This window comes from Streptomyces sp. NPDC051104, from assembly GCF_040682835.1.
Classification (GTDB): domain Bacteria; phylum Actinomycetota; class Actinomycetes; order Streptomycetales; family Streptomycetaceae; genus Streptomyces; species Streptomyces cynarae.
In genome coordinates this window covers 83944-99203 of the sequence record NZ_JBFBBS010000002.1, presented here as the reverse complement: position 1 = coordinate 99203, position 15260 = coordinate 83944, and the positions used below count along the sequence as shown (strand labels likewise).

Here is a 15260-nt window from a genome sequence, read left to right as displayed (position 1 = left end):
GTACGACCTCAACGACAAGTGGTGGGGGAGAGGCCGGCCCTCCCCCTCGGAAGGCAATTCCGCTGCCGGAGGGTGCGAAGCGGACCACCCCATTGCTCACCCTGGACTTGATGCAGCCGGACCTCCCCCGGCTCCCCTCACGGGAGGGCAAGGTCGTCGACGGAAGATCACGCAGCGGTGGCGACGACCTCCGCAGCCCAGATCTCCGCAGTCCAGATCTCAGCGCCGCAGACCTACCCGGCCCCGACCGCCGCGCCGCAGACCTACCCGGCCCCGACCGCCGCGCCGCAGACCTACCTGGCCCCGACCGCCGCGCCGCAGACCTACCTGGCCCCGACCGCCGCGCCGCAGACCTACCCGGCCCCGACCGCCGCGCCGCAGACCTCCCGGCGAGCGCCCGGTGGAGCCGTCGCGGAACACCACTTTCCGTCCGCTCGCGGACGGGTTCCCGGACCGGTTTCTGTTTCCTGACGGACGGTTCCCGTCCGATCACGGACGGGCGGGGCGCCCCTCTTCGGCGGGGCGAGCCGTCGGCACCCGGGGTTCGGCGAATCTGCACCGCGAATGCGCAACTGCGGCACGAGGTGCGAGGGATCTCCACGCCGGCCTGCCGGAGCGCGCTCCATTGGTGCGGAATGCCCTGTTCCGCATCACGGGGGAAACACCGGCCCCGTCCCCGGCCCCGCGCGGCGTGTGGAGAAACCGCCCCCAATTCGTGCGCGCGCCTTTACCGATGCGTGGCCTGCGCGGTCAACCGCTTTGGTGGAAGCGCCGGTTGATTGGATAGCCGGCGCACTCCGTGCTTTGATCTCAGGCGCCGCGGGGTCGTGCGAAGGGTGGCCGGTAACGGATGCCGCACGCCCGCGGTCGCGGCCCGCCACTTGTCCCCAGCGGGACGCTCCCCCCTTGCGGAACCCACATGCGAAGGGAAGTTCCATCATGAACTCCGCTCCCCAGGTTCACACCACCGAGCTGTCCGACGCCGAGCTCGACAACGTCTCCGGCGGCCTGGCCCCGCACGCCAGCGCGGTCGTCGGCCCGACGACGGTCAGCGACGCGGACGTCCTGGCTCAGGTCGGCACCGTCGAGGGCGTTGCCCTGGGCACCGTCGGCACCCTCGGCGCCTACCACCAGGCCGGCGTCAACGTCTCCTTCTGACCGCCGGCTCGAAAGAGGCCGTCCGCCCCGCGCTCCTCGCGCGGGGCGGACGGCCCCTTCTTGTCGTGCTGCGCCCGGTTCACGCCGGGTAGGGGGCGGCCTCGCGTGCCGACCGAAGCGCACCCGCCCACCAGGTGAGTTGGTCCAGCAACGTCTTGGCGTACCCGGGGGCCTGGGGGTCGAGCGGCTGACCGTCCTGCCACGCCGTGAAGTAGTTCGGGAAGGCGAGACCGTCGCGGATCGTCACCGCGTGCAACTCGGTCAGAACGTTCTCCAGATGCAGTACGGCATGCCGGCCACCTGCCGCACCGCCGTAGCTGACGAACGCGACCGGCTTGGCCGTCCAGTGTGTGAAATGCCAGTCGATGGCCGCCTTCAACGACGCCGGATAGCTGTGGTTGTACTCCGGCGTGACGATGACGAACGCGTCCGCGCCGTCGAGTGCCGACGTCAGGGGCTCCATCCCGGCCGGACGGGGGTAGTCGTCGCCCGCGAGCTTCGGCGACACGGCGGGCAGGGCCAACGGGACCTCGACGTCCGCCAGATCGACGACCTCGACGTCGAATCCCCCGTGGGCACGGGCCTGATCGGCGACCCATGAGGCCACCGCGGGACCGAACCGGCCCTCCCGGACGCTGCCAACGATGATCACCAGCTTGTGCGTGTTCTCCATGCCCACCACCATCGGCCGCCGCGGCGACCGCAACCAGGCCGGGCTCAGGCTGGCCCCCGCAGGGCCACCCTCAGCACTCCACGACCGGCAACGCGTCACCGTATGCTCGCGGCATGGGTACACCGTTGGGTGACTTCGTCCGGGCCAAGCGCGACAGTATCCAGCCGGACGAGTTGGGGATTCCGGATCACGGCCGCCGCCGTTCACCCGGTCTGCGACGCACGGACGTGGCCGCGCGGGCCGGCATCAGCGTCGAGTACCTGACCCGTATCGAGCAGGGCCGCGACCGCAACCCCTCCGTGGCGGTGGTGAACGCGCTCGCGGACGCCCTCAGTCTCGACCCCTCGGAGCGCAACCACCTGCGCTACCTCGCGAAGATCAGCGGCGGTGAGTGTGTCGCCCACACCCGGCCGGCGCCGCCTCGGCGCGAGGTCCGGCCGTCCGTGCTGGAGACCCTGCGCCTCCTCGAGCCGGAGATCGCGCTGGTGACGAACCGGCTGGGCGACGTCCTCGCCCACACCAGCGGATACGCGTGGCTGATGGACGGAACCGGGTTGCTGGAGACCGGCGCGCCGAACCTCACCCGCTATGTGTTCACCGACCCCCGGGCCCGCACCTTCTTCGCCGACTGGGACGACATCGCGGACCAGCAGGCCTTCGACCTGTGGCTCGGGCCGTCCGTCGAGAGCTCCGAGTGGTTCACCGCGGAACTCGCGCCCCTCGCCGGTCCCGACTTCACACGGCGCTTGAACCGGCACATGGTCCCGAAGCGCGGCGTGCTCCGACTGAACCACCCCACAGCACACGAACTCCGGTTCCACCGGGAGACGCTCGAACTCTCCGCGGACGCGCAGCAACTGGTCGTTCACCTGCCCGCGGACGAGGAGACCGCCCGGAGCGTCGATCAGCTCCGCCGGCGGTCCTTGGGCCACCGGCCCTTCGGCAGGCTCCGCGCCGTCACCTGACACTCCGCCGTCGCCCGGGTGCGAACGGACCCGGATCCGGGGCAGCGGCCGCACCGCCGCCGCCCCGAACCGGCCCTGGGCCTGCTTCCTACTGACTTCTGCCTACTGCTCGCCGAGCATCTTCTTCATCTCCGTGATCTCGGCGGACTGCGAGGTGACGATCGACTTCGCCATCGTCTGCGCGGGACCGTAGGAGCCCTTGGCCTGTTCGGTCCTCGCCATGGCGATCGCGCCCTCGTGGTGGCCGATCATCATCTGGAGGAAGGCCTTGTCGAAGGCGTCACCCGACAGGCTCTGAAGCCTCTTCATGTCCCCGTCCGACATCATGCCGGGCATCGACGAGCCGGAGTGGTCCATGCCCGGCATGCTCTCCATGCCTGACCCGCTGTCGTCGGGGACCTTCTCGCCCCACGCCTTCAGCCAGCCCGACATGGTGGCGATCTCCGGGTCCTGTGCCTTCCGGATCGTCGCGGCGAGGTCCTTGACGTCCTGGGAGGCGGCCCGCGACGGGGCCAGGCCGGCCATGGCCACGGCCTGGCGGTGGTGCGGGATCATCTCCTGCGCGAATGTCACGTCCTGCGCGTTGTGGCCGCCCTGCCCCGCGGAGGCGGCGCCCGAGGGGGCGGCCGGGGACATCGACCCCATGCCGTGGCCGGAGTGCCCCGACGAGGCGGAGGACGAGGAGGAGGGCGAGGAGGAGGAGTCGCTGCCGCCGCAGGCGGTCAGCACCACCGCTGCGGTCGCGGCCGCGGCCAGCGCGGCGGTACGGCGGATCGGGGAACGGCGAAATGCCATGAGAAGTACAGCTCCTTGGAACACCCCGCGCAGGCGCGCGGGAAGAACGGATCGTGAGACGGACCGGAGCACGCCACCTGAGAGGAGAGGTGTCGTGCGGGCGCCTCTAGATCCGCAGAAGCTGCAGTTCGGACAGGTCGGGCGGAGCCCGGCCGTCGGCCGTCCGCGCGACCGGAGGACCGGAGAAGGCCGCGGCGCACTCCCCGGGAACCGTGAGCGCGGGCAGCAGGGCGGGCGGTACGTAGGAGGCGGCGGTGCCTCCGGCCGCGCAGGTGCCGCCTGAGTGGTCCATGGCCATCCCGCCATGGCCGGCGTTCGACAGGTGGCGGCACGCGCAGTCGTCCGCGTGAGCGGGTGCGGCTGCGGTCCTGTGTCCTGCCGCCGGCGCCCCCACCATGACGTGCTGCCCCGCCGACGGCGTCCCGGACGGCGACAGCGCGTGCATGGCCAGCACCCCGGCCAGCACCGCCATCACCAGCAGCACCCAGCGGGCACGGCTCACCGAGGAGCGGGTGCACACGCCGGACGTCATGGCGCCCATCGTACGGAACCGCTCGCCGCTGCCTGCGGAGGCCACCCGGAACGCCGTCCGGCTCCCGCCGGAGTCCGTCCGGCCTTCAGCGCGGTCGGAGGCTCAGGCCGCCAGCGGATCCAGCGTCAGAGGCTGGATCCTGCCCTCCAGCATCGCGCCCAGGCCCTGGACCGCGCAGATGTCGGGCCGTTCGGCGATGTGCACGGGCATGCCGGTCGCCTGGCGCAGCATGTCGTCGAGCCCCGGCAGCAGCGCGCTGCCCCCGACCATCATGATCCCGCGGTCGGCGAGGTCGGCCACCAGATCGGGCGGGCAGTCCCGCAGCACCTTGCCGATGCCGTCGAGGACGGCGGTCAGCGGGGTCTGGATGGCGTTCCGCACGGCCGCCGTGTCGACCTTCACGGAGCGCGCGAGCCCGGTCGCCACGTCCCGCCCCATGATCTCGGTGGAGGCGGGCCCGTCCGAGGTGAACCCGCCCGCGCACAGGGCGAGCCGCAGCGGCCGTACGGACTGGCTCGGGAGCATCAACGCGTGCTCGTGCCGCAGGTGTTGCACTATGGCGTGATCGACGGCCTCGCCGCCCACCGGGATGCGCTCGGCGGTCACGATGTTCCCCAGCGACAGCACCGCGATCTGGGTGGCGGCGGCCCCGCACACCATGATCATGGAGGCTTCGGGCCGCTCGACGGGCAGCCCGCACCCCACGGCCGCCGCGACGAGCGTGTCCACCAGCTCCACCCTGCGCGCCCCCAGCCCGACCAGCGTCTCCACGGCCGCGCGCTGGGCCAGCGGGTCCGCGTCGTGCGGGGTGCAGGCGGCGGCCCGCAGCCGGGGCTTGCGGCGCAGGCTGCGGCGGAGCTTCTCGCCGAGCAGGTGGCGCAGCATGCGCTGGGCCATCTCGATGTCGACGACGGTACCGCCGGAGACGGGCCGGACGACGCGGATGTACGAGGGCGTGCGGCCCGTCATCTTCTCGGCGAACTCACCGACCGCGATCAGCGCTCCCGTGCGGGTGTTCACGGCCGCCGCACTGGGCTGGTCCACCACCAGACCGGCGCCCTTGACGTAGACGCGGGTCCTCGCCGCGCCCAGGTCGACGGCGAAGTGGCAGCGGCGCAGCTGGTCCAGGCTGACGGTCATGGCGGTACCTCCCGAGAACGGACCGCGGGCGGGCCGCCGGGCGGCGGGCCTCTTCTCCGCATCCTCCGCCGTGAAGCGGGCCCGCGCCCCTCGGGGTGGTCCGGGCGGGTGGTCCTGGGCGCGTCGCGCACCGGGGACCTTGTACGGGGTCCGCTCCTCACGTAGCGGCGCCGGCGATCCCCCGTACCACCCCCAGGGCGACCAGGTCCTGGGGCCGAACCCGGAGCTGGTCTGCCGTCTCCCGCACCTGCTCCGGCGGGCGCTTGAGTATCGCGGCGGCGAGCTCGGGGGCGATGACGGAGAAGTAGCTGTCCGGCGTGACCCACGTGTTCCCGGGCGCGGCGAGCGCGAGGGCGCCGCCTGAGCCGCCCTCGCCGATGACCAGCGTGGTGATCGGCGTACGGGCGGTGGCGACCGCGGCGAACAGGCCGGCGATCGCGGCGCCCGCGCCCTGCCGTTCGGCGTCGGCGTCGTTGGCGGCGCCCGGTGTGTCCACCAGCGTCAGCACCGGCAGGGACAGCCGGTCCGCCAGGCGGATCAGCCGGGCGGCCGTACGGTATCCGGCGGGCCGGGTCGCGGTGCCGGTCTGGGCGGCGTAGGCGATGGTCCGGCCGTCGTGGGTGCCGAAGCCGCAGAGCATGCCGTCCGGGTCGGTGCCGCCGCAGCGGTCGCCGCTGATGGCCGCCCGGTGGGTGAAGCAGGCGTCCAGGTAGGCGTGCGCGCGGGGACGCTGCGGGTCGCGGGTGCGCCGCACCGCGTCCCAGCCGGTGGTCGGGAGGTCCATCCGGCCGAGCGCGCCGGGCACGGGCGCGGGTTCGGTGGAGGGCGCCGTCAGCAGCTCCAGCCACCGGCCCAGCGTCTCGCGCAGCTCTCCGGGCCGTACGACCGCGTCGACGGTGCCCGCCGCGAGCTGCGCCTGAGCGGTGTACGCCGCCGGGTCGGCGTCCGGTGGGCGCACCCGGGAGCCCGCGAAGCCGACCTGGGCTTCCGGCAGGGCCAGCACCACGTCGGCGCCCGCGCCCAGCGTGGCCCAGCCGCCGCCCGTCGTCGGGTCCCGCAACACCGCGAGCTGGGGCAGACCGGCCGCGCGCGTGAGCGCCGACTGGCGGGCCACGCGCTGCAACTGGGTCAGCGCGAGCATGCCCTCCTGCATCCGGCTGCCGCCCGTCGCGACCAGCGACACCACCGGGAGGCGCCGCTCACGGGCGTGGACGTGGGCCGCCTCCAACCGGTCCCCGGTGCGTTCGCCCAGGGAGCCGCCGAGGAAGCCGAACTCGAACGCGATCAGCACGACCGGGGTGCCGCCGACGGTGGCGTGCCCGCAGACGACGGACTCCTCCTCGCCGGTGCGCGCGGCGGCGCGGGCGCGGGAGGCGTCGTAGCCGGGCCAGGCCAACGGACCGTCGGGCTGCCCGTCGCGCGCGGGGGAGGGGAGTTCCGCGAAGTCGTCGGTGACAAGGGCGAGGGCGTCCCGCGCGGACAGGCGCTCAGGCATCCCGCAGCGCCCGCTTCATGATCTTCCCCATGTCGTTGCGGGGCAGGGCGTCCAGGTACCGCACCACGCGCGGACGCTTGTGCGGGGCGAGCCGGCGGGCCACGTGGCCGGCCAGCTCGTCGGCACCGGGTGGCGCCGCGGGATCCGTGGGCACCACCCAGGCGACGATCCGCTCGCCCAGGTCGTCGTCGGGCTCCCCGGCGACCGCGGCCTCCCGGACACCCGGGTGCTCGAGAAGCGCGTTCTCGATCTCCCCGGCCCCGATCTTGTAGCCGCCGCTCTTGATGAGATCGGTCGCCTTGCGCCCCACGATCCGCACGTACCCGTCGGGCTCGCGCACCGCCATGTCCCCGGTGCGGAACCAGCCGTCCGGGGTGAACGCGGCGGCGGTGGCGTCGGGCCGGTTGAGGTACTCGGTGAACAGATTCGGCCCGCGCACCTGGATCTCCCCGACGCTCTCCCCGTCGCAGGCCGCGATGACGGATCCGTCCTCCTCGACGAGCCGCAGCTCCACACCCGGCAGCGGAACCCCCACCGTCCCCGCGCGCGCCTCCCCGTCCACCCGCACGCTGGTGTTCATCAGCGTCTCGGTCATCCCGTACCGCTCCACGACCCGGCGGCCGGTCGCGGCGGCGATCCGCTCGTGGTCGTGCACCGGCAGCGCGGCGGACCCGGAGACCAGCAGCCGGGCCCCGGCGAGCGCCTTGGCCAGTTCGGGGTCGGCGGGCAGGGCCTCGGCGATGCGGTGGTACATCGTCGGCACCCCGAACAGCATGGTCGCGCCCTCGCCGAGCTCCCGCGCCACGCCGTCCGTACTGAACCGCCCCAGGTGCCGCACGGACCCGCCGCGCCGCAGCGGCCCGAGGATGCCCAGCACCAGCCCGTGCACATGGAACAACGGCAGCCCGTGCACGAGCACGTCGTCGCCGGTCCACTGCCAGGCGTCCGCGAGCGCGTCGAGAGTGGTGGCGACGGCACGGCGGGGGATGACGGCGCCCTTGGGCGGGCCGGCGGTGCCGGAGGTGTAGACGACGAGGGCGGGATCCTCGTCGCCCGCTCCGTCCTGCGGGAGAGTCCCGGAGCCCCGCACATCGACGTCGACGCGCTGCAGTCCGCCGAGCGCGCCGGGCAGTTCGACGCCGGGCGGGGCCAGCACCAGCGACGGCGCGCTGTCCGCCAGGATGTGCCCGAGCTCCCGCTCGCCGGACCTGGGGTTGAGCGGGACGAAGGGCACACCGGCACTCAGCGCGGCCACCGCCGCGACCGCGGTCTCCAGGGAGGGCGTGGCCCACACGGCCACCCTCCCCCAAGCTCTCGACTCCTCCCCCACTCTCGACTTCGCTCGAGCCGGGGGACCCCCATGGGCAGGGGGGATCCCCATCAACCCGCCGACCCGCCCGGCGAGCGCACCCGCCGCCGAGGCCAGTTCCGCATAGGTCAGACCCCGATCCCCGAACCGCAGGGCGGGCCGCCGCCCGGCCGTGGGATCGGACAGCGCCGGAAAGAGGGAGGACACGCGGACACTCCTTGCGTCGAGGCGGGCGTACGGACGGGACGTACCCACTCATCGTGCCGCACAGCCCCGTCCGCCATGCGGCCTCCACCACCTCCGCCACCACACAGCTCACGTTGTCCGGACCGCCGGCCGCGTTCGCCGCGCCCACCAGCGCGCGTCCGCCTCGTCCGAGGCGGAGGCCGACGTGAGCGTGGCGCGGATCTCCTCGTCCGGAACGACTCCGGACAGGCCGTCCGAGCACAGCAGACACCGGTCGCCCGGCAGCGTGTCCTCGAGCCGCAGATCGGGTACGGCACCGGCGTCGTCGCCGCCCGTCAACGACTTGAGCAGCAAGGCGTGGTGAGGATGGGCGGCGGCCTCCTCCGGTGTCAGCCGGCCCTCGTCGATCACCGACTGGACGACCGTGTGGTCGTGGATGATCCGGAACAGTCCTCCGTCGCGCAGCAGATACGCCCGGGAGTCACCGATGTGGACGAGGGCGAGCTGCGAGCCGGTCCACACCGCCGCGGTGAGACAGCCGGCACGCCTTCGCGAACGCCCCGATCGTCAGCATCTCCACCGCCGCACCCCGCCCTTCCGGCGTTCCTCGTCCGTTCCGCCACCGATGCTGCGGCTTGACCAAAGGTGAAGGTCAACGGCCCGTGCCCGGTTCCACGCTCTGTTGTTAGCCTCCGCGGAGGAATCGTCGCGGAGCATTCGTCGTACGAACAGGAGTCCAGCCGTGGCCCGAGTCGCACTCGTCACCTGCCGTCCCGGGCCGGAGGTCAGCGTCGACCGCGATCTGCCGGTGCTCATAGGGGAGTTGCGGGCGGCGGGGGCCGAGGCCGACGCCGTGTACTGGGACGACGCGGACGCCGACTGGGCGGGCTACGACCTGGCCGTGATCCGGTCCACCTGGGACTACAGCTGGCGGGCGGCCGAGTTCACCGCGTGGGCCGAGCGGTGCGGGAAGGCCACGCGGCTGGCCAATCCGGCGGACGTCGTGCGCTGGAACACCGACAAGCGGTACCTCGGGGACCTGGCCGCCGCGGGTGTCCCCACCGTCCCCGCGCGGTACATCGCCCCCGGCGACCCCGCCGACCTGCCCGGCGACCACGAGTACGTCATCAAGCCCACCTCGGGCGCCGGCGCCCGGTTCGCCGCCCGGTACACACCAGGGGAGCACGACACCGCCGTACGGCAGCTCGCCCGCATGCACGCCGAGGGGTTCACGGCGATGGTGCAGCCCTATGTGAAGGGCATCGACGTGAGCGGGGAGCGGGCGGTGCAGTTCTTCGGCGGGCGGCTGCTGCACGCCAGCCGGAAGGGCGCCGTCCTCGCGCCCGGCACCCCGTACGACGAGAAGAAGGTGGCCCACCCCGGCCTGGAGCCCTGGACCCCGACCCCGGCCGAACTCGCCACCGCCGAGCGCGCCCTGGCCGCCGTACCGGGCCACGCCGACCTCCTCTACGCCCGCGTGGACCTGGTGGACGGGGCGGACGGGCAGCCGTGCGTGATGGAGCTGGAGCTCGTCGAGCCGAACCTGTTCCTCGACCTCCACACCGGGTCGCTGCCCGTGGTTGTGGACGCGATCCTCACCGCTGCCCGCTGACGCCCACCCGCTGCAAGAGCCCCCAGGTGAACTCCGCGGCGACCTGGTGGCGTACGCCCTGCGTGTCCGGGGCCGTGAAGGCCAGGCCCCAGCGGGTGGGGGCCGTGCCCTCCAGGGGGCGGGCGGGGGCGAAGGCGCGGGCTGCCTCGTCGACCGTGCAGGACCAGGGGGTGAGGTCCTCCAGGGTTTTCAGGGGCGGGGACGGCGCGCCAGGGGCCCGTACCAGCCACTCGTTCCACACCACCCCATTCGGCGCCACCAGCACCTCGAAGCGCAGGTCCGGCCAGAGCGGGACCGGCCACAGCAGGGCGTCGCAGTCCAGGTCGCCGATGCGGCGAGGGGTTGTCGACTCGGGTTCGCCCAGGACCGAGCGGTAGCGGGAGAGGGCCGCGCGGGAGCGCGGTGAGCGGACCATCGCCTGCCAGCGCTTGTTGGCCTCGCGCATGTCCGCGATCGAGACGCCCAGCTCATGGCGGGCGTCCTCCACCAGGTCCGGATTGTGGTCGGCCATGCGGCGCAGCAGGACCAGCTGGAAGTCACGGGGCGTGAAGGCGGACGGCATGCAGTCCATCCTCGCTGACCACCTGCCGAATCCCGCACCTCGCAGGACCATTGCCGCCCCAGCGCACCATGACTAGCCTGTGTTCGTCATGCCGATCGTCAGTTGAAATTTCGAACATGGAGAGGGGGCCGGTCGTGGGACGCCTCGTACCTGCCGTCACCCGGGCTCTCGACATCCTGGAGCTCTTCCTCGACGGGGACGGCACGCTGTCCGCCCCCGACATCGTGCGCAAGCTCCAGCTGCCGCGCACCACCGTGCACGAGCTCGTCACCACGCTCGCCGCGCGCTCGTACATCGTGCCGGTGCAGGGGCAGCCGGGACGCTACCGCCTCGGCGTCCGCCCGTACCAGCTCGGCAGCCGCTACGCCGAGCAGCTCGACCTGGCCGCCGAGGGCCTGCAGGTCGCCCGGTCCGTGGCCGAGACCTGCGACGAGACCGTCCACGTGGCCATCCTCGAGGGTACCGACGTCATCTACATCGCCAAGGTCGACTCCACGCACGCCGTGCGCATGGTGTCGGCGGCCGGGCGCCGGCTCCCCGCCCACTGCACCTCCGTCGGCAAGATGCTCCTCGCGTCCCTGCCCGAGCCGGAACTCGCCGCCCGTGTCCCGGACGACGCCGAGCTGGTCGCGATGACCCCCAACAGCATCACCGACCCGGCGGCCCTGCGCGAGACCCTGGCCCGGATCCGCGCCCGCGGCATCGCCGTGGAGAGCCGCGAGTCCAACCCCGACGTCAGCTGCGTCGCCGCCCCCGTGCGCGACCGCACCGGGCAGGTCGTCGCCGCACTGTCCATCTCGGTGCCCATGATCCGCTGGAGCGACGAGCGCCTCGCCGAGTTGGAGCAGCTCGCCGCGAAGGGTGCCGCGGAACTCTCCGATCGGCTCGGCCACCGGAGCGTCGCATGACGACGACGTACGAGCTCGCCGTACGCGAGGAGGCGGCCCTCGGTGAGGGCCCGACGTGGGACGCCGGCGGCGGTCGGCTGATCTGGGTCGACATCCTGGGGTCGCGGGTGCACACGTACGACCCCGCCTCCGGGCGTCGCACGGTCATGACCACCGAGCAGCACGTGGGTGCCGCCAAGCCGCGCTCCGGCGGCGGCCTGGTGCTCAACCTCCGCGACGGCGTGGGCCTGCGCGACCCCGACGGCACCTTCCGCTGGCTGCACCGCGAGCCGGTCCCCGGCCGCCGCGGCAACGACGCGGCCGTCGCCCCCGATGGCTCTCTGTGGGCGGGCACCATGCGCTACGACGAGGCGCCAGGGGGCGGCACCCTGTCCCGGATCACCGGCGACGGCACCGTCCGCACCGTCCTCGACGACATCGCCGTGAGCAACGGCACCGGCTGGAGCCCCGACGGCCGGCTGATGTACTACATCGACTCGCCGACCCGCCGCATCGACGTCTTCGACGTCGGCGACGACGGGCTTCCGGTGGGCAGGCGCGCCCTCGCCCACGTGGACCGCGGCTTCCCGGACGGGCTGACCGTCGACGCCGACGGCTGTGCGTGGGTCGCCCTCTGGGACGGCGGCGCCATCCACCGCTACACCCCGTCCGGGGACCTGGACCGCGTCCTGGAACTGCCCGTCAAGCGCCCCACCGCATGCGCGTTCGGCGGCGCCGACCTGGCCGACCTCTACATCACCACGGCCCGCACGGGCTTGAAGGCCCCGCACGCGCTCTCCGGCTCGCTGCTCGTCGTCCCCGGCGCCGGAAAGGGCCTGGCGCAGCCCGCGTTCGCCGGCTGACCCCTCGTCCGCTCAGGGCCTCCTGGGCGTACGCGGGCGACCCGACGACGCGGCGAGGTGCGGTGCCAGGCCGCGCGACCCGGGCGCTCATAGTGCAAGGACCCCTGGCGACGGGCTTGGAAAGCCGGGGGAGTCCACCAGCGTCACCGGGACTCCGCCGGCCGCCCGTCCCAGCAGCGTCAGTTCGACGGCGCCCGGCCCCGAAGGGGTGGTCCCGTCGGCGAGGACCGCCAGCGCGAGCGTGTTCGGGCCCCGGGTGTCGAGCACACCGTTCGGCAGGACAAAGGTGTGCTGGGGACCCACGTCGTTGATGTACTGGCCCATGTTCCAGCCGTTGAGGAAGATCTGCGCCCGGTAGGCGCGCGCCGGATCGTCCGTCAGGGTGAGCCCGATGGACGCGTCCGTGCCGGGGTCGACGGCCAACCGGAACCGCGTCCGGTACCAGACCACACCCTGCCCCCGCTCGGCACGCGGAAGCGGGACCGTCTCCCAGTCGCCGTCCGGGAACCCGGGCAGATGCCAGCCGTGCCGCTCCCCGTACAGCCCGCCGCTGTTCAGCGGGCCGCGCACCGGGTCCGGGGCGGCCTCGCCCTGGACCCGCCAGCGCACCGCGGGCGACGCCCCCTCGAAGGCGACGGAGACCAGGCCCCGGCCCGCCTTGTGGCTGTCGTTCGCTCCGCCGTCCTCGTCGTGCTGCATGCGCCGGACCAGTACGGACAGCACATGCGGCCCGTCACCCGGCGCGATGGGGAACGTCGCCGTGGCCGCCCACGTCCCCCGCCGCACCGTCTTCGCGTCCGGCACGGGCATCCGGTGGGTGCCCAGCGGCTTCCCGTCCAGCCACGCCATCAGCAACCCCTGTGTGCCGGACACGTACGCCAGCGACACGGAGTCGGCGCCCGCCGCTCCCTCGAAACGGCCCCGGTACCAGACGTCCCCGTAGTGGAAGCCGTAGTCGTCGGCGAAGAGGACGGGCTGTCCGGCCGGCACAGGAGTCGTGGCGTACGACGTCGTCCGGTCGGCCGTCCGCCACGCCGAGTCGTCGAAGCCGACGGCGGCCTCGGGGTTCTCCGCCCTCCGGCGCCATCCGGTCAGCGCGGGCAGCCGGACCGGTGCCGCGCCCGCCAGCCGCCGGGTGGCGCGCAGACTGCCGGACGGGGTGCCGCGCGCGGGCACGGGCGCCCCGTTCCAGACGACCTCGGTCACCCCCGACGGCGCCCACACCTCCAGATCCGCCTCGTCGACCGTGTCGCCGGTGAGCTGTGCGGTGGTGCCGCGACGCTCGGCGGTGCGCAGCAGGGCGGGCCCGTACACCAGGAACGGCCCCGACGGTGTGGGGTGGGGCCATAGCCGTACGGACGTCTCGTCGTCCGCGAGGAGGAGCAGCAGCGGACGTGCCACGCCTCCGCCCTCCACCAGCACCCGGACGAGCCCGCCGAGCCGCACGTCCACGCGCAGGGCGCCCTGCGCGTACGTGTGCGCCGCGTCCCCCTCCAGCACGGTGACCCTCGGCTCGCGCGCGCACTCCAGGACGGTCGTCGTCGCCTCGCCCGAACGGCCCGTGAACACGGCGAGGTCCTGCCGCCCGACGGCCAGCCGCAGCATGGGCTGCGCGGAGGAGTACCGCAGCGTCCGCCGCCCGAGCGAGATCCCGGCGGCCAGCAGCCGGGCGTCGAGGCCGGGCACGGGCACCCGGACGGTGGTCCCGGCGACGGGGACGCCGGCCTCGGCTTCACCGGACGAGTCGTTGCGCAGCACGTATACATGCGCCCCGGCGTCCGGGTTGACCAGGTGGTACGCCCTGAGCGCCGAGCCGCCGCCGACGTCGACGTCCTCCGCCCGGTCCAGCTCGGCCAGCTCCGGCACGGTGTGCAGCAGGTGCCCGATCTGGTGCATCGGGACCAGCTTGGCGGTCGGCTGCCTGGCCTCGTCGAGGGCGGCGCCGTAGTCGTACGACGTGTAGACGACCGGCGCGGGCAGCCACCCCCACGACGTGCCGCCGAACGTCATATACACGTTGTGGATCTTGATGCCGTTGGCGAGGTTGGTCAGGTAGAAGCGCCGCTCGTACGCCGCGTCCCGGGTGCGCCGCGACTCCGCGTACCCCTTCCCGCCGAACTCGGCCCCACCCCACGGGTCGAACCAGCCGCCCCCGAACTCGGCCAGCAAACCGGGCGTGTCGGGACTCGCGGTGGACCCGCCCTTCGTCCCGCCAGGCCCGAAGCACCCCCAGTCCGGCGGCGGGCGGAACGGCGACGGATACCCGTCGAAGCCGTACAGCCAGCGCCCCCGCTCCCCGCCGGTGTCGAAGGTGCCGGGCGCCCAGTAGCCGTTGCGGCCCTTGTCGTTGTGGAAGAGCGGCACATCGATGCCGTCGGCGCGGACCTTGTCGTACAGATGGGCCATGTAGTCGCGGCCGACGGCCTCGGTGACGTGGTTCGCGTACTCGTTCTCGAGCTGGTAGAGGACGATCGTGCCGCCGCCGTCCGTGTACAGATGCCGTACGGCGATCCGGTTGACGGCCGTCAGCCACTCGTCGACGTGGGCCAGATACGTCGGATCGGAGGTACGGGCCGTGCCCGGCGTCGCGGTCAGCCAGCCGGGGAAGCCGCCCGCGTCGACCTCGGCGTTGATGTAGGGGCCCGGGCGCAGGGTCACGTACAGACCGGTTTCGGCGGCGGTACGCAGGAACAGGTCGAGGTCGCGGACGCCCGCGAAGTCATGGTGGCCGGGCGCGGAGGAGTGGAAGTTCCACGCCACATAGACGCTGACGGTGTTGTACCCGTGGCCGCGCATCTTCTGCAGCACGTCCCGCCACAGCGACGGGCTGGGCAGCCGGAACGGGTGCATCTCGCCCGACCACAGCACGACCCTTCGGCCGTCGACGAGCATCGAGTACCGGTCGAAGCCGACGGTGTGCGCCCGTCCGTCCGCCCGCGGCGGATCCGGGGGCGGCCCGGTCGGGGCGCTCGCGGCGGCGCACACCTCACCGCTGCCGCCGAGCGCCAGACCGAGCGCGGCGGTGCCGGTGATCATATGGAATGTACGTCTGCTCATCGCCACGTCAGGATTGTCACCCGTGG

At 73.3% G+C, this 15260-nt stretch carries 14 protein-coding genes and 1 pseudogene; 6 read left to right on the top strand and 9 right to left on the bottom strand.

Going from position 1 to position 15260, the window contains the following annotated elements:
• Positions 1-177 precede the first annotated feature (177 nt).
• Together AB0N14_RS05145 and AB0N14_RS05140 are read left to right on the top strand one after the other, a co-directional pair.
• Positions 178-471, top strand: a complete 294-nt coding sequence (locus tag AB0N14_RS05145; protein ID WP_366024349.1) for a hypothetical protein — start codon at positions 178-180, stop codon at positions 469-471.
• Positions 472-939: 468 nt separating this feature from the next.
• Entirely contained in the window at positions 940-1158 is a 219-nt protein-coding gene (locus tag AB0N14_RS05140) for a class IIb bacteriocin, lactobin A/cerein 7B family (RefSeq protein WP_366024348.1), read from the top strand.
• A 79-nt stretch (positions 1159-1237) separates the two neighbouring features.
• Here AB0N14_RS05140 and AB0N14_RS05135 read toward each other — a convergent pair whose 3' ends face one another.
• Entirely contained in the window at positions 1238-1831 is a 594-nt protein-coding gene (locus AB0N14_RS05135) for an NAD(P)H-dependent oxidoreductase (protein WP_366024347.1), read from the bottom strand.
• A 113-nt stretch (positions 1832-1944) separates the two neighbouring features.
• Between AB0N14_RS05135 and AB0N14_RS05130 the strand changes: the two genes are divergently transcribed.
• A complete protein-coding gene (locus AB0N14_RS05130; RefSeq protein WP_366024346.1) occupies positions 1945-2796 on the top strand; it encodes a helix-turn-helix transcriptional regulator in 852 nt (283 codons plus the stop codon).
• Positions 2797-2898: 102 nt separating this feature from the next.
• Here the strand turns inward: AB0N14_RS05130 and AB0N14_RS05125 are convergent, their stop codons facing one another.
• From AB0N14_RS05125 to AB0N14_RS05100, 6 genes and pseudogenes are all read right to left on the bottom strand, one after another.
• Positions 2899-3591 (bottom strand): DUF305 domain-containing protein, encoded by a 693-nt coding sequence (locus AB0N14_RS05125; protein ID WP_366024345.1) that lies wholly within the window; start codon positions 3589-3591, stop codon positions 2899-2901.
• 106 nt (positions 3592-3697) lie between these two features.
• Positions 3698-4123, bottom strand: a complete 426-nt coding sequence (locus AB0N14_RS05120) for a DUF6153 family protein (protein WP_366024344.1) — start codon at positions 4121-4123, stop codon at positions 3698-3700.
• A 102-nt stretch (positions 4124-4225) separates the two neighbouring features.
• On the bottom strand, positions 4226-5263 hold the full coding sequence (locus AB0N14_RS05115) for a rod shape-determining protein (protein WP_366024343.1): 1038 nt from the start codon (positions 5261-5263) through the stop codon (positions 4226-4228).
• Between the two features lie 157 nt (positions 5264-5420).
• A complete protein-coding gene (locus AB0N14_RS05110; RefSeq protein ID WP_366024342.1) occupies positions 5421-6758 on the bottom strand; it encodes a carboxyl transferase domain-containing protein in 1338 nt (445 codons plus the stop codon).
• Positions 6751-8274 carry an acyl-CoA synthetase gene (locus tag AB0N14_RS05105; RefSeq protein WP_366024341.1) on the bottom strand — a complete coding sequence of 508 codons (1524 nt, stop codon included), beginning with the start codon at positions 8272-8274 and terminating at the stop codon, positions 6751-6753. Before AB0N14_RS05105 ends, AB0N14_RS05110 begins: the two co-directional genes overlap by 8 nt.
• A gap of 82 nt (positions 8275-8356) precedes the next feature.
• Positions 8357-8787, bottom strand: a pseudogene (locus AB0N14_RS05100) (hypothetical protein); the annotation flags it as partial.
• A gap of 208 nt (positions 8788-8995) precedes the next feature.
• Here AB0N14_RS05100 and AB0N14_RS05095 point away from each other — a divergent pair.
• Positions 8996-9865, top strand: a complete 870-nt coding sequence (locus AB0N14_RS05095; protein WP_366024340.1) for a hypothetical protein — start codon at positions 8996-8998, stop codon at positions 9863-9865.
• Here AB0N14_RS05095 and AB0N14_RS05090 read toward each other — a convergent pair.
• On the bottom strand, positions 9849-10427 hold the full coding sequence (locus AB0N14_RS05090; RefSeq protein ID WP_366024339.1) for a hypothetical protein: 579 nt from the start codon (positions 10425-10427) through the stop codon (positions 9849-9851). The genes AB0N14_RS05095 and AB0N14_RS05090 overlap by 17 nt on opposite strands.
• A gap of 134 nt (positions 10428-10561) precedes the next feature.
• Between AB0N14_RS05090 and AB0N14_RS05085 the strand changes: the two genes are divergently transcribed.
• Positions 10562-11335 (top strand): IclR family transcriptional regulator, encoded by a 774-nt coding sequence (locus AB0N14_RS05085; protein ID WP_366024338.1) that lies wholly within the window; start codon positions 10562-10564, stop codon positions 11333-11335.
• On the top strand, positions 11332-12177 hold the full coding sequence (locus tag AB0N14_RS05080) for an SMP-30/gluconolactonase/LRE family protein (RefSeq protein ID WP_366024337.1): 846 nt from the start codon (positions 11332-11334) through the stop codon (positions 12175-12177). The genes AB0N14_RS05085 and AB0N14_RS05080 overlap by 4 nt, the downstream gene beginning before the upstream one ends.
• 87 nt (positions 12178-12264) lie before the next feature.
• On the opposite strand, the gene AB0N14_RS05075 is transcribed toward AB0N14_RS05080, so the two are convergent.
• On the bottom strand, positions 12265-15240 hold the full coding sequence (locus tag AB0N14_RS05075) for a beta-galactosidase (protein ID WP_366024336.1): 2976 nt from the start codon (positions 15238-15240) through the stop codon (positions 12265-12267).
• Positions 15241-15260: the final 20 nt, after the last annotated feature.

Excerpts from the sequence above, each read along its gene's own strand:
- AB0N14_RS05140 (WP_366024348.1), top strand. The coding sequence starts at position 940 with ATGAACTCCGCTCCCCAGGTTCACACCACCGAGCTGTCCGACGCCGAG.
- AB0N14_RS05135 (WP_366024347.1), bottom strand. The coding sequence starts at position 1,831 with ATGGAGAACACGCACAAGCTGGTGATCATCGTTGGCAGCGTCCGGGAG.
- AB0N14_RS05130 (WP_366024346.1), top strand. The coding sequence starts at position 1,945 with ATGGGTACACCGTTGGGTGACTTCGTCCGGGCCAAGCGCGACAGTATC.
- AB0N14_RS05125 (WP_366024345.1), bottom strand. The coding sequence starts at position 3,591 with ATGGCATTTCGCCGTTCCCCGATCCGCCGTACCGCCGCGCTGGCCGCG.
- AB0N14_RS05120 (WP_366024344.1), bottom strand. The coding sequence starts at position 4,123 with ATGACGTCCGGCGTGTGCACCCGCTCCTCGGTGAGCCGTGCCCGCTGG.
- AB0N14_RS05115 (WP_366024343.1), bottom strand. The coding sequence starts at position 5,263 with ATGACCGTCAGCCTGGACCAGCTGCGCCGCTGCCACTTCGCCGTCGAC.
- AB0N14_RS05110 (WP_366024342.1), bottom strand. The coding sequence starts at position 6,758 with ATGCCTGAGCGCCTGTCCGCGCGGGACGCCCTCGCCCTTGTCACCGAC.
- AB0N14_RS05090 (WP_366024339.1), bottom strand. The coding sequence starts at position 10,427 with ATGCCGTCCGCCTTCACGCCCCGTGACTTCCAGCTGGTCCTGCTGCGC.
- AB0N14_RS05080 (WP_366024337.1), top strand. The coding sequence starts at position 11,332 with ATGACGACGACGTACGAGCTCGCCGTACGCGAGGAGGCGGCCCTCGGT.